Raw genomic sequence first — 12,788 nt, forward strand, 5'->3', positions numbered from 1 at the left:
GTTTTCATTGGTCCGAAGACTTGGCTTACTGCTTGATGGGCCGCAGGTACGGACCGGGCTTGGGCGCCTTGATCGGATCCTTGGCGATCGCGTCCTTGAGCCAGGAGATCGCCGCGTCCAGCTGCGCGTCCTGGCCGTTGGCGGTGGCGCGCGGCGGGTTGTCCACGGTGATGTCGGGTGTCACGCCCTTGCCCTCGACGAGGAACTGGCCGTCGACGGTGATCTGGCCGTTCTCGGCGGCGCGCATCAGGCCGTTGTCCATCAGCCGGTTCTGGTCGGACAGCCACACGCCGGCGCCGGAGGTCGTCACGCCGATGACCGGACCCAGGCCCAGGCGCTTGAAGCCTTCGGAGAAGGTCTCGCCGTCGGAGTAGGTTTCCTCGTTGGCCAGCACGACGACCTTGCCGCGGAACACCTGCTGCATGTTCGGATAGGCCTTGGAGCCATGCGGCGAGCGCGGTTGCCAGAAGGCCCAGGCGCGGCGCAGCAGCGTCTGCAGGATCCAGCTGTCGATGTTGCCGCCGTTGTTGTGGCGGACGTCGATGATCAGGCCCTCGCGCTCGCTCTGCGCGTAGAACTCGCGGACGAAGTCGCCGATGTCGTCGCGGGTCATCGCGCGCAGGTGCAGGTAGCCGATCTTGCCGCTGCTGGCGGTGTCGACGATCTTCGCGCGGCCGTAGCGCCAGTCGTTGACGCGCAGCTGGCCTTCGCGGCGCAGGTCGACCGGGGTGACGACGACGGGGCGTTCCTTGCCCGAGGGCTCGCGCACCTGCAGCAGCACCTGCTTGCCGGCCTGACCGCGCATCAGCTCGCTGGGGTCGGGCGCCTGGGCGGCGTCGCGGCCGTTGATCTGCGTGATGACGGCGCCCACCGGGATGTTGAGTCCCGGTGCGGCCAGCGGGCCGGCCTCGGACGGCAGTTCCGGATCGCCGCTGAAGATGCGGGTGACCTTCCAGCCCTTGGCGTCGCGCTCGAGCTGCGCGCCCAGGCCGGCGAAGCCCGGTTCCTCGACGCCCTTGCGGATGTCGCCCGGTGCGACCTGGCTGTGCAGCAGGCTCAGCTCGCCGACCATCTGCGCCATCACCTCGGCGAGTTCATTGCGCTCGGTGACGCGCTCGACCAGCGGGGCGTACTTGGCGCGCATGGCGTTCCAGTCCACGCCGTGCATGTCCTTGTCGTAGAAGAAATCGCGCTGCATGCGCCAGGCGTCGCTGAACATCTGACGCCATTCGGCCTTGGGATCGACGGCGATCTGCCAGTCGGTCCAGCGCACGCGGGCCTTGTCGAGGTCGCCCGGGATGCGCGGGCCGGCGTCGACGATCAGGATGTCGGGCGCGGCGCCGGGGGCGGCCGGGCGGCGGATCATGAGCTTCTTGCCGTCGGCGCTGAGGTCGAAGCCGGCGACCTGCTCGGCGAAGGTCTCGACCTTGGTCTCGCCCGGGCCGATCGGCAGCTGGCGCAGCGTGCCGGCCTCATGCAGGTACAGGCGTTTGGAGTCGACAGCCAGGCCGTTGTAGTTGGCCGCGGCGATGGGCACCTCGTACAGGCGCAGCGACAGCCCCGGGATCTGGATGTCCGGTTTTCCCTTGGCGGCGGGCTTCTCTTCCTTGACCGCGGCGGCCTTGGCCTGATCGACCTTCTGCTTCGATTCCTTGTTGTCGGGCTTGTCCTTCTCCTGCTCGCGGACCTCGGCCTCTTCCTTGGCCTTCAGGCCTTGCAGCTCGTCGGGTTGCGCGAACGGGAAACGCAGACCCGGCTGCAGCGCCAGCGCGTAGACCTTCCATCCCTTGTCGAAGAACGGGCCCATGTTGCGGTCGCCCCAGGGGCCGGGGTTGCCGGTCACGTTGAAGGTGCGGCGCGAGAGGAAGTACAGCCACTGGCCATCGGGGCTGAAGGCGGGCGCGGTGGCGGCGTAGCGGTCGCTGCCGAGCTGGTGGACCTTGCCGTCGGCGACGGTCAGCAGCATCAGTTGCTCGCGATACGGGTTGCTGGTCGAGCGCGTGAACGCGAGCGACTTGCCGTCGGAGGACCAGGTGATGGCCGAGGCGCCGTCGCCGGAGGGATCGTGGTCGACCTCGCGGGTGGCGGCGGCGCGGCTGGGATTCTTCAGATCGGTGAGGTAGAGCTTGCCTTCCTTGTCCGTGTGCGCGATCCAGCGGCCATCGGGCGAAGGCACCAGCGAGCGCCGCATCGCGGTGGCGCCCTCGGTGATCTGCTTGGGCTGACCGGACCCGTTGGCGGCGAAGCGCCAGATCTCGATCTCGCCGCTGTAGTCGCACAGCGCGAAGACGTCGCGGCTGTCGGCGCTGAAGGCGGCGTCGCGGCAGCGGCCGGCGTCGCCGAGCGCGGCGGGAACGGGCAGCTCGGCGCGGCGCAGCGGGCCCACGCCCTGCGTGGCGAGGCGGCCGCGGGCGGTCAGCACGACCTGCTCGCCGTTGGGCGACAGCGAGACGCCGGTCAGGAAGTCCTGCGGGCGGCTGATCCAGCGCTTGCGCTGCTGGTCGAAGTCACCGCCCAGCGCGATGGTGAGCTTCTGCTCGGGCGCGTTGGCGGCGAGGTCCAGGCGATAGAGGTCGGCGCCGATGGCCAGGACCGCTTGCGTGCCGCCAGCACCATCCATGCTGGCGTGGCGCACGTCCCAACCCTTGAGGCGGGTGTGCTGGCGCAGGTCGGAGCCGTCGGCCTTCACGGACCAGACGTTGAAGGTGCCGTCGCGGTCGGAGAGGAAGGCGACGCGGGCCGAGCCGGATGCGTCGGTGTAGGGCATCGGGCGGCGGTCGTTGGCGCCTTCGGCGACGAGGGGCTTGGCCTCGGCGGTGCCCGCGAGGTCCATCACCCAGAGCCGGGCGAGGGCGCCGCCGCGGTACTGGCGGGCGTTGTCGCCGCGCAGGCCGTTGCGGGTGAAGTAGAGGGTCTTGCCATCGGCGCTGAGCGCGCCATCGCTGGCCTGGCCGACGGGCAGCGCGCGGTGCGTGCCGGTGGCGATGTCGACGAGGTGGAGCTGGGTGCCGGGTTCGCCGCGCTCGGTGTTGCCGCTGTAGAGGATCTCGTTGCGGGCGGTGATGCCCCAGACGCGCACGGCGCCGGTGTCCCAGGTCAGGCGGCGGGGCACGCCGCCGGCGGCGGGCATGACGTAGACGTCGCTGGCGCCTTCCTGCTGGCCGGTGAAGGCGATCCAGCGGCCGTCGGGCGAGACGGCGGGGAAGGTCTCGGTGCCGCCGTGGGTGGTCAGGCGTTGGGCGGCGCCGCCGGCGAGCGAGGTCGACCAGAGATCGCCCTCGGCGACGAAGACGACGCGGTCACCGCGCAGCGCGGGCAGGCGGTAGAAGCCCAGCGAGGGGTCGACGGCGGCGGGCTTGGCGGCGGCGGTGCGGGCGGCAGCGTCGGCGGTACCGGCGGCACCGGAGATGGCGACCGAGGTCGAGACGCTGGAGGAGGCCTCGGCGGCGATGGCGAGGGTGGCCATCGAGCAGGCCGTGGCGATGGCCAGGCGGCGGAACGAGATGCGCATTGCGGGTCTTCCTTGTGGGGAGTCCGGGACCGGAGCGGGTGGAGAAAGAGGACCGGCGATACGGCTGCCGGAAGTCATGCGGCGGGGATTCTGGCGCCGCGGGAGACGTCAGCGGTTCGTCACCCCCATGGCCACGTGACCGGCGGGCACGTGGGGGACGGCGTTCTGGATGTGGCCGTGCTGGTCGTCGAAGAAGAAGTCGGGTTCGAACTCGCGGAGGAACTCGCCCTTGGGGAGTCCGCCGAGGAACATTGCCTCGTCGACCTCGACGTCCCAGTCCATGAGGGTGCGGATGGCGCGTTCGTGGGCGGGGGCGGAGCGGGCGGTGACGAGAGCGGTGCGCAGGCGCATCGGCACGGCGGGCGCGTCCTGCAGGCGCTGGAGCTCATGGAGGACCTGCTTGAACGGGCCTGCGGGCAGGGGAGTCAGCTTGCGGGCGATCTCGTGTTCCTGGAAGGCGTCGAGGCCGTCGCGCTGGTAGATCTGCTCGGCCTCGTCGGAGAAGAGGACGGCGTCGCCGTCGAAGGCGATGCGGAGCTCGTCGGGATAGGCGGCGGAGGCGCGGGCGGACTGCGGGAAAACACGGGCCGCGGCCACGCCCGCGACGAGCGCGGATCGCACATCGTCCTCGTTGGTGGAGAGGAAGAGCTGGGCCTTGAGCGGTTTGAGATAGCGCCAGGGGGAGTGGCCGCGGGTGAAGACGCCGCGCTCGATGGTGAGGCCGTAATGCTGCGCGGAGCGGAAGACGCGCATGCCGGAGATGGGGTCGTTGCGGGAGAGGACGACGACCTCGACGCGCGGGGTCTGGCCGGGGGTGTTGAAGGCGAGGAGCTTGCGCGCGAGGGAGAAGGCGGTGCCGGGCTTGGCGGGCTCGTCCAGGCGCTGCTGCTGGAGCCGCATGTAGGCGCGGTCGTCGCTGTTCTCGAAGAGCTGGTTCTCCTCTTCGAAGTCGAAGAGCGCGCGGGAGGAAAGGGCCACCACCAGGCGGCCGTCGAGTGAGGCGGGCATGGGTGGGGATGATAGGCGCGCGAGCTGGCGGATAGGCGCGGGAGCCCGCGACAGGCTCGGTCGGACACCCTCGCCCGCGAAGCGGGAGAGGGAGGGGTGAGGGCTGGGGGAGGTGGCAGGGCGGAGGGGTCTCGCGGGATTCCTCGCAAGGAAGAGTTGCGCCGGGCCTTTAGCATCCGGCGCTGGGGAGTGAGAACAGAAGATGAATGAGATATCGGAACAAGCCAAGCTGCTTGCGAAGGCGGTCTATGAGATCCGGTTGCTATTGAGCGGCTACGTCGGGTCTCAGGCCTCGGGGGATCCTGAGGTTCGCGCAGCCGCAGCCATTGCATACGCACTTCACAACTTCGCGCTGTCGACCATCGAGGGTCAGTCGTTCGACGTGTCCGAGGCCATGGGTCGTATCCAGGCGACCCATGAGGCTTTCGGAATCGAGCTCAGCGCGGCGTTCAAGAGCTGAATGCGGGTGCCATGTCAACGTCACCCCTCACGACACTGCTCATTGCCTTTCTGGCCATTGCGATCAACACCTGGACGAGCTTTCGATTCAAGCGTTTGAGTCGCGACATCGCGATCCATCTGGGTCGGGAGCGACAGCTCGACGATCCCGGCGACGAGGGGTTGAGCCCGTTCGAGGAAAACCTCCGCCAGCAAATGAAATCGGGCGTCGGCTTGCCTGTGCTCGACGGCGAGCTCGCGCGTCGCGCGCAAGCGATGGGTAGGCAGATCCGAATCACCTTCCGGGTGACTGCGGCGCTGGCGGCGCTTGTGATGATCGAGGCGGTTGTGTGGTGGTTCTCGCTGCTGTAGGACTCGAGATGAAGAAGGCCCTGAACCCATGAGCCAGATGCGCGCCACGGTTTGGTCTGCGATGACAGGGCTGCTCGTCGCAGTCGCGGCGTTGCTGCTTGTCTGGGGCGTGGACACCCTCGCGCATGGCGCCGGATGGGCCGACTGGTTGATGCTTCTCAGCGGCGCGCTGACACCGTCTTGGGTGCTCGGCTGGTACTTCGTGAGTGAAGCTCCGGCGCCCCTGTTCAAACAGATCCTGGAGGTGTCGAGCATCCTGGTGGCCAACGCATCGGTTTACGCCCCGCTCGGTCTGGTCGTCCACGCGACCGCATCACGGGCGACGATGGTTCGCTGGATGTGGCGCTTGGCCGCAGGCATCGTGTGGATCGGGCTGGTGCATCTCGCCATCTGGCGAGGCCATGCGTTCATCTGAGCGCATCAGACGATGGAAAAGAAGCACCGATGCTGATCTCACCCAAAGGCGTGTTCCTGCTCGTGACCGTGCTGGCCTTCGCCATCAATGGCTGGACGATGGTGCGGTTCAGACGTCTCAGCCGGGACATCGCATTCCACCTCGGGAGAGAGCGAGAGCTCGACGAGCCAGGAGCCGAGGGCTTGAGCGTCTTCGAGGAGAAGCTCTTCAAGCAGCTCCGGTCGGGCGTCGGATTGCCCTCGCTCGACGACGAACTCGCGCATCGGGCACGAGTGGTCGGCAAGGAGATCCGCTTCACATACTGGGCGACTGCCACCCTCGTGTTGATCGCGGCGGTCGTGGGGTGGGTCGCCGAATCGTCCAAGCTGTGATGAACGCCATGCGCTTGACTCTTCAACCACAGCGAGCATTCATCGCGTGGATGATCGAACGGCGCATCTCCTGCGCGATGTCATCGCTCGCCTGCGCTCACAGGTGAATCGATGAACTTTGTCACCGAGTACGAAGCGTGGCTGAGGCCGGGACGTGTGGTGTCCCGCGATCACGGCAAGGAGATCCAGGCCGACGTGTGGGCCTGCGGTATTCCTCGGGATGTCTTCATCGGGACCAGCAACATCCCGGATGAATCTGATGTGGTCACCTTGGCGAGGCTTCTGGAGAAAGCACCAGAGCGCCTGGCCGAATTCAACTCGTTCTGCGAGCAACAGGGCCTTGTGCCGGACATTGCGGACGAGCGCGCCGCATGCCAGTTTCTCGAGTACCTCAACGGCGCCTGCGTGGCCTGGATCCATCTGCCTGTAGGGCCCGACCAGGATGCGCTGTTGGCACGCATCCGAGAGGTCGCGGATCAACTCGAACTCGATGTGCGAGGTCCGGTATGAGCTCCTCGGGCGGATGTGAGCTCATGAACAAGTCGACCATCGACCATGGCTATGGTGAAGCGTTTGAAGGGGTGCTCGCCGAAGCCGAGTCCTTCGAAAGTTCCGGTGATTACGGGCAAGCGGAGGGCATCTACGCATCCATCATCGATCGCAACCCCAGCTTGCCCTATGCATTCGCGAGGAGAGGCTATGCGCGCGAGAAGCAGCGGAACTTCCAAGGTGCGGCGGAGGATTACTCGGTCGCCATTGCGATGAAGCCGATGTCGCCCGTCACCACGTGGCGTCGCGCCATCGTCTTCGAGCACCTCGACATGCTTGAAGAAGCGAAGGCGGACTACTTAAGGTACCTCGACATGAAGGGCCCTGATGCCGACACGTTCTTCAATCTCAGCATGATCTATTCCTATCAAGGAGAAGCGGCCCTCGCGTTCGAGTACTGCCAACGCGCTGTCGCGGCTTCGCCAGACAACGAGCAGTTCTCCGGACGCCTTGAGGTGCTGCTGGCACGCGACTGACGATGAGCAAACCGCTGTGATGAACTTCGGCCCCCCTGAACACGTCTACGTCGAGAACGATTGGCATGACGGGCCATTGACCGGTGTTGCGGATGTGGCTGGCGTCCCGCATCGATTCGCGCGTCGCTGGGTCGAAGCGGACGATGACTACGCGACGGACTTTCTCATCTGGCCGATCTCGCCCGAGGAGCTCCTGTTGGAGCAAGAGCGCTGGCGCATCTTCGTCGCGTGGCATAGAAGGTACGACGCTAGGGAAGTCGACACGTCGACGCACCCTGGACGAGGCGGCATCGACGCGCGTTGGGATTACCTGGACACCAGCTTGCACAACCGCTACTTGCCCCCGCCGGAGGGCGCGCGGCGCGCCGCGTTGGCGTTGGTGCGATTCGATCGAGTCGAGCGCTTCGCCGATTCGGGCCCTGACTACGCTTTGCGATGGTCGATCAACCAACAGGAAGACTGAGCATGTTGATCGTCCAACTGCAGATGCGACACGACGATGCGAATGAGCGCGTTGCTGCGTTCTTGCGTGAAGCGCTTGAGCGCGTGTTTCCTGCTTTCGCGGAGCAATCCGATGAACAAGCGCAATGGATCAACTTCGAGATCGCGACCGAAGACATCGATCCTGTATGGACCGCGCTCCTCGTTGATTTGAGAGGTGATGCCGCGAGTTTCGCGAAGCTTCAGCAGCGCTGGGTCGTCGTGGCTGAAGGCGATCACGGATGGGATGACTATCGGATGCTTGCGCATTTCGACCCGAGCGTTCGGGTCGATTAGCGAGAGCCTCGGGGAGGGGATGAATGGCCAAGAGTCAACACAAGGAATTCGTGCGCGCGCTGGCTCAGCGCTTGCCGGGAGCGCGTGTCGCCAAGCGCAACACGGTGGTTTTCCCCATCCAGGGCGACCTGCTCTTCGGCTTCCTGCTGGAGCACACGTCTGTGAAGAACCAGGCCTATCTGTGGAAGCTCTGTCTCCCACTCTGCGTGCCTCATCCCAACGTCAACCTGACGTTCTCGGATCGGCTCGATCGGTTGCAGGGATCCGTGGATCTCGCGCAGGAAGGTCTCGTCGAGAACGTCCTCTCGCAGCCCGATGTGAAGCGGTGGTGTGAGGTTCACGGCACCGGTGCCGGAGATTGGCCTCAGCTCTTCGTTGAGCATCGCATCCAGGGCGCATTCCGTCGGCCATGGATCCGGATGACCGCAGGCGTGATGTTCTATCTCGAGGGAGACCAGGCTCGAGGATTGAAATGCATCGAGATCGCGGCAGAGGAGATTCCACCCACGAATCCGCACATGGCGTACCAAGCGCAGATGTGCTCCCAACTCCTGGCGCAGCATGCGGCGGGGACGATGCGGCAATTCGCGGATGAGGCAAAGGTGCTGAATCTCAAGGAGCTATTCGGGTTGGATGTCCCGCCTCGTCTCGACAGCGGGGGAGTCTCCGCGCTCTCCCGGGAATTTTCGTGAGATCGAATCCAAGAAGGGTGGTCAGCCGTCTTCGATCTGGCGTGGCGCGCTCGCTGGCTACAGCCTTGCTGGGAGGGCTCGTCGCCACTGTCGGATTGGCCGGCGACAGCCATGTCGATCATGCGGCAGCAGCCAGGCACTCGCTGTCGCTGCCGCCGGAGCAATGCGTCGCGGCAGGCGGACGGATGCTGCCTGTCTGCATTCAAATGAGGCCGGCTTGCGTCGTCGCCTTCCCGGACGCCGGGAAGCCGTGTGCCAATACCGCCGACTGCAAAGGCGGTTGCTATATCGACTTCGAGAAGTTCTGCGCAGGCAAGGAGAAGTGCTTCAGCCCGAACGGACCACCGAGCGTGGGTGATCAGGCGGTCGGACACTGCCGCGCCAGCAACAACCCCTGCGGAAGCTTCTGGCAAGTCGATGGCGGCAAGGTGATCGAGGCGTACATGGCTGACTAGCAGCAAGATGCTTGAGGAAGGAAGACATGGATCAGCGGGATACCAATGACTCGGCGCGGTGGCGTCCCATATCCAACAAGGAGTTGGAGGACCTCATCAAGGAGCAGTTGAGCGAGTGCACGCCTGAAATGAAGCGGGTATTTGCCACCTGCTGCGAGCCTCTAAGACGAGTTCCCATTGAACGAGGCTGTGGCGTCGAGGAAGTCTTCGTTGTGGCGACGCTGCCGAACGGTGCGATGTATTACGACGACGTCGAAGAAGGCTTCGAGGTCTCGCCATTGCGCCCGGACGGCGGCATCGCAACGCCAGGTTGCAGCCAGTTGAGGCTGATGCATGTGCTGCATGGCATGACCCACGAGAAGAGCGGTACGCCGAGTCAGGACCGGATTACGCAATCCGGTGGCTGATCATTGGCTGATTGAGTAGGAGCCTCGCACAGGCGACCAGCCCTCACCCCCCGCCCTCTCCCGCTTCGCGGGCGAGGGGGCCAGGAGCGACCGAGCATTCCTGCTATGCGGGCGGGGGGCAGGAGCGACCGAGCGCTCAAACGCCCGACAGCTTCAACTCCATCGCCGGTTTCGCCTCCAGATCCAGCGGCCCATACATGCGCTGAATCGGCATGCCGAACTGCGTCATCACGCCAAGGTAATGGCAGCTCCGCGAAGCATCGGCGTCGCAAGGCACCGTGTAGATCAGGTAGTTGTTCGCGATCGCCGCGCGGCCCTCGGTCGGATAGACGACCAGCGTGATCTTCCTGCTCGCCGATACGCGCTCGGCCACACCGCCCGTCACTTCGGCGAAGGGGATGGCGCCAAAGCCGTTGAGCTTGCCCAGGTCCGGGAAGCGCTCGACGAAAAGCGCCGACAGCTCCAATCCCGCCGCCTGCGGCGACGCTTGAGCGCTCATCGCCACCGCGGCGATCGCCACGACCGCGAGGCCCATTCGCTTCATCCGACTTCCGCTCATCCCGCTTCTCCCTCGTGATGACCCGGTGCTCGCGGCCGCCTTACTGCGCCGCCAACTTGTTCATATCAATGATCGGCAGCAGCACCGACAGCACGATCAGCATGACCACGCCGCCCATCGCCACGATCAACAGCGGCTCCAGCAAGGTCGCCAGCGTCATCGCGCGGCGCTTGACCTCGTTGCCCAGCTGACGCGCGGCCCGCTGCAGCATGTCGGGCAACTGACCCGTCTGCTCGCCCAGTCGCGCGAACATCGACAGCAGCCCCGGGAAGCGCTTCTTGCCCGCCAGCGCCGCGCCCAGCGGCGCGCCCTCGCGCACCTGCGCCAGCGCATCCAGCGCATCCGCGCGCATTGCCCGGTTCGACAGCGTCTCCGCCGCCGCCTGCAGCGCCTTCAGGATCGGCACTCCCGCGCCCGCCAGCATCGCCAGCGTCCCCGAGAACCGCGCCGCGTTATAGCCGCGCGAGAGCCGGCCCAGCAGCGGCAGGTTCAGCCACGCCGCGTCAAAACGCTGCCGAGGCCCCTCGCGCTTGAGGACCTGACGCGCGCCGAAGAATGCGCCCACCCCCAGCACGATGATCACCAGGCCCCACTGCCGGAGCACGTCCGACAGCCCCATCATGATCCGCGTCAGCAAGGGCAGCGTCTGCCGCGTCTGCGTGAACACCGCCGCGATCTGCGGCACCACGTACGTCAGCAGGAACCCCACCGCCAGCACCGCGATGATGCAGACGATCACCGGATACGCCAGCGCGCCGAACAGCTCCGCCCGCAGCCGCTGCTGCTCCTCCAGGTCGTCCGCCAGGCTCTCCAGCACCGGCCCCAGCGCGCCGCTCTGCTCGCCCGCGGCCACCACCGCGCGGTACACCTCGTCGAACTCGCGCGGCGCCGTCGCCAGCGCCCGCGCGAACGACGAGCCCGCGTTGACCTCCGCCTTCAGCTGCGACATCAGCTCGCGCTGCTTCGGATCCTCGGCCTCATCGGCCAACGCGGCCAGCGAGCGCTCCAGCGGCAGACCCGCCGACACCAGACCCGCCAGCTGTCGCGTCCACACCGTCAGCGTCGCCGGCTTGAACGCGCGCCGCGCGAAGCGCGACTGCTTGCCCGCAGGCGCGGCCACCGGCTTCACCTCCATCGGCACCAGCCCCTGCGCCCGCAACTGCGTGCGCGCGGCTTTCGCGGAGTCCGCCTCCAGCAGCCCCTGCTGGGCTTTGCCGGACGCGTCGAGGGCGTCGTACTTGAAGGCGGGCATCGCTCGGAACCTTGTCGTCTACTGCTTGTGCGTGCGTGTCTGCGAGGTCGCCGCGATCACTCGCGCGTCACCCGCAGCACTTCCTCTTCGGACGTCACGCCCGAGGCCACCAGCCGGTCGCCGTCCTCGCGCATCGAGCGCAACCCGTTCGCGCGCGCCGCCGCGAGCAGCTCCGACTCCGCCGCCTGGTTGTGGATCAGGCCGCGGATCGTGTCGTCGCACACCATCAGCTCGTACACCCCCGTGCGGCCCTTGTAGCCGGTGCTCGAGCACGCCGGGCAGCCCACCGGGTGATACCGCTTGTGCCCATCGGGCAGCGGTTCCTCCGACTTGCACACCGGGCACAGCTTGCGCACCAGCCGCTGCGCCAGCACGCCCAGCAGCGACGAGCTCAGCAGGAAGGGCTCCACGCCCATGTCCGTCAGACGCGTCACCGCGCTCACCGCGTCGTTCGTGTGCAGCGTCGCCAGCACCAGGTGACCCGTCAGCGACGCCTGGATCGCGATCTGCGCCGTCTCGTAATCGCGGATCTCGCCGATCATGATCACGTCCGGGTCCTGCCGCAGGATCGCCCGCAACGCCTTCGCGAAGGTCAGGTCGATCCGCGCGTTCACCTGCGTCTGCCCGATGCCCGGCAGCTCGTATTCGATCGGATCCTCGACGGTCAGCACGTTCGTCGTCGACGTGTCCACCGTCTGCAGCGCCGCGTACAGCGTCGTCGTCTTGCCCGAACCCGTCGGCCCCGTCACCAGCACGATGCCGTGCGGCTGCTGCGCCAGGCGCTGGAATCGCTCCAGCCGCTCGCCGTCCATGCCCAGCGCCGACAGCGTGAAGCGCGATTCCGACTTGTCCAGCAGACGCAGCACCGCGCGCTCGCCGTGCGCCGACGGCAGCGTGCTCACCCGCACGTCGATCGCGCGGCCGCCGATGCGCAGCGAGATCCGGCCGTCCTGCGGCAGCCGCTTCTCGGCGATGTCCAGTTCCGCCATGATCTTCAGCCGCGAGATCAGCGCCGCATGCAGCGCCCGATTCGGCCGCACCACCTCGCGCAGCGTGCCGTCCACGCGGAAGCGCACCGAGCTCTCGCGCTCGTAGGGCTCGATGTGGATGTCGCTCGCGCCGTTGTTGGCGGCCTGCGTCAGCAGCGCGTTGAGCATGCGGATGATCGGCGCGTCATCGGCCGCTTCCAGCAGGTCCTCGACCGCCGGCAGGTCCTGCATCAGGCGCGACAGGTCCACGGCGCTCTCGACCTCGCCGACCACCAGCGCCGCGCTGTCCTCGCCGCCCGCATAGGCGGCCTGGATGCGCTGCGACAGCTCGGCCACGCTCAGGCATTCGATCCGCGTGGGCGCGTACACGCGCTGCAGCTCCGACAGCACCGGCAGCGACAGCGCCGGCGAGGCCCACAGCGTGCGCTGCTGACCGTCGTCCTCCAGCAGCAGCTGCTGCGACCTGGCGACGGCGTAGGGAAGGGGATGACGGCTGCCCATGATCGTCCCTCTCGCG

16 protein-coding genes are annotated in these 12,788 nt (G+C 66.9%); 11 read left to right on the plus strand and 5 right to left on the minus strand.

The annotated features are described in order from the left end of the window. Positions 1–25 precede the first annotated feature (25 nt). Complete coding sequence (locus ACNI65_RS00860) at positions 26–3,511, minus strand: S41 family peptidase (protein WP_416760668.1); 3,486 nt, start codon at positions 3,509–3,511, stop codon at positions 26–28. A 108-nt stretch (positions 3,512–3,619) separates the two neighbouring features. Then, positions 3,620–4,519, minus strand: a complete 900-nt coding sequence (locus ACNI65_RS00865) for a 5'-nucleotidase (protein WP_416760669.1) — start codon at positions 4,517–4,519, stop codon at positions 3,620–3,622. 202 nt (positions 4,520–4,721) lie between these two features. Here ACNI65_RS00865 and ACNI65_RS00870 point away from each other — a divergent pair, with 202 nt between their 5' ends. From ACNI65_RS00870 to ACNI65_RS00920, 11 genes are all read left to right on the plus strand, one after another. Then, positions 4,722–4,979, plus strand: a complete 258-nt coding sequence (locus ACNI65_RS00870) for a hypothetical protein (RefSeq protein ID WP_416760670.1) — start codon at positions 4,722–4,724, stop codon at positions 4,977–4,979. A gap of 11 nt (positions 4,980–4,990) precedes the next feature. Continuing rightward, complete coding sequence (locus ACNI65_RS00875; RefSeq protein ID WP_416760671.1) at positions 4,991–5,329, plus strand: hypothetical protein; 339 nt, start codon at positions 4,991–4,993, stop codon at positions 5,327–5,329. A 28-nt stretch (positions 5,330–5,357) separates the two neighbouring features. Further along, the gene (locus ACNI65_RS00880; RefSeq protein WP_416760672.1) at positions 5,358–5,744 is read left to right on the plus strand and encodes a hypothetical protein; all 387 of its coding nucleotides are present in this window, start codon (positions 5,358–5,360) and stop codon (positions 5,742–5,744) included. Between the two features lie 29 nt (positions 5,745–5,773). Continuing rightward, entirely contained in the window at positions 5,774–6,115 is a 342-nt protein-coding gene (locus ACNI65_RS00885; RefSeq protein ID WP_416760673.1) for a hypothetical protein, read from the plus strand. Positions 6,116–6,226: 111 nt separating this feature from the next. Next, positions 6,227–6,625, plus strand: coding sequence for a hypothetical protein (locus ACNI65_RS00890; RefSeq protein WP_416760674.1), 399 nt, complete (start codon positions 6,227–6,229; stop codon positions 6,623–6,625). A 23-nt stretch (positions 6,626–6,648) separates the two neighbouring features. Next, positions 6,649–7,140 (plus strand): tetratricopeptide repeat protein, encoded by a 492-nt coding sequence (locus ACNI65_RS00895; protein WP_416760675.1) that lies wholly within the window; start codon positions 6,649–6,651, stop codon positions 7,138–7,140. Between the two features lie 19 nt (positions 7,141–7,159). Next, complete coding sequence (locus ACNI65_RS00900; protein WP_416760676.1) at positions 7,160–7,603, plus strand: hypothetical protein; 444 nt, start codon at positions 7,160–7,162, stop codon at positions 7,601–7,603. A gap of 2 nt (positions 7,604–7,605) precedes the next feature. Beyond that, positions 7,606–7,917: a hypothetical protein gene (locus tag ACNI65_RS00905; protein WP_416760677.1), complete on the plus strand. Its 312-nt coding sequence runs from the start codon at positions 7,606–7,608 to the stop codon at positions 7,915–7,917. Between the two features lie 23 nt (positions 7,918–7,940). Continuing rightward, the gene (locus tag ACNI65_RS00910; protein WP_416760678.1) at positions 7,941–8,609 is read left to right on the plus strand and encodes a hypothetical protein; all 669 of its coding nucleotides are present in this window, start codon (positions 7,941–7,943) and stop codon (positions 8,607–8,609) included. A 41-nt stretch (positions 8,610–8,650) separates the two neighbouring features. Continuing rightward, on the plus strand, positions 8,651–9,064 hold the full coding sequence (locus tag ACNI65_RS00915) for a hypothetical protein (protein WP_416760679.1): 414 nt from the start codon (positions 8,651–8,653) through the stop codon (positions 9,062–9,064). Between the two features lie 26 nt (positions 9,065–9,090). Then, on the plus strand, positions 9,091–9,471 hold the full coding sequence (locus ACNI65_RS00920; protein ID WP_416760680.1) for a hypothetical protein: 381 nt from the start codon (positions 9,091–9,093) through the stop codon (positions 9,469–9,471). A 136-nt stretch (positions 9,472–9,607) separates the two neighbouring features. On the opposite strand, the gene ACNI65_RS00925 is transcribed toward ACNI65_RS00920, so the two are convergent. The 3 genes from ACNI65_RS00925 to gspE all read right to left on the minus strand — a co-directional run bounded on the left by ACNI65_RS00925 (position 9,608) and on the right by gspE (position 12,772). Then, positions 9,608–10,006 carry a hypothetical protein gene (locus ACNI65_RS00925; protein WP_416760681.1) on the minus strand — a complete coding sequence of 133 codons (399 nt, stop codon included), beginning with the start codon at positions 10,004–10,006 and terminating at the stop codon, positions 9,608–9,610. 64 nt (positions 10,007–10,070) lie between these two features. Next, on the minus strand, positions 10,071–11,282 hold the full coding sequence (gene gspF / locus ACNI65_RS00930; protein WP_416760682.1) for a type II secretion system inner membrane protein GspF: 1,212 nt from the start codon (positions 11,280–11,282) through the stop codon (positions 10,071–10,073). A gap of 56 nt (positions 11,283–11,338) precedes the next feature. Beyond that, on the minus strand, positions 11,339–12,772 hold the full coding sequence (gene gspE, locus ACNI65_RS00935; protein WP_416760683.1) for a type II secretion system ATPase GspE: 1,434 nt from the start codon (positions 12,770–12,772) through the stop codon (positions 11,339–11,341). Between the last annotated feature and the right edge of the window lie 16 nt (positions 12,773–12,788).

Origin of the sequence: Roseateles sp. So40a (assembly GCF_048081605.1) — a bacterium.
GTDB lineage: Bacteria > Pseudomonadota > Gammaproteobacteria > Burkholderiales > Burkholderiaceae_C > Roseateles.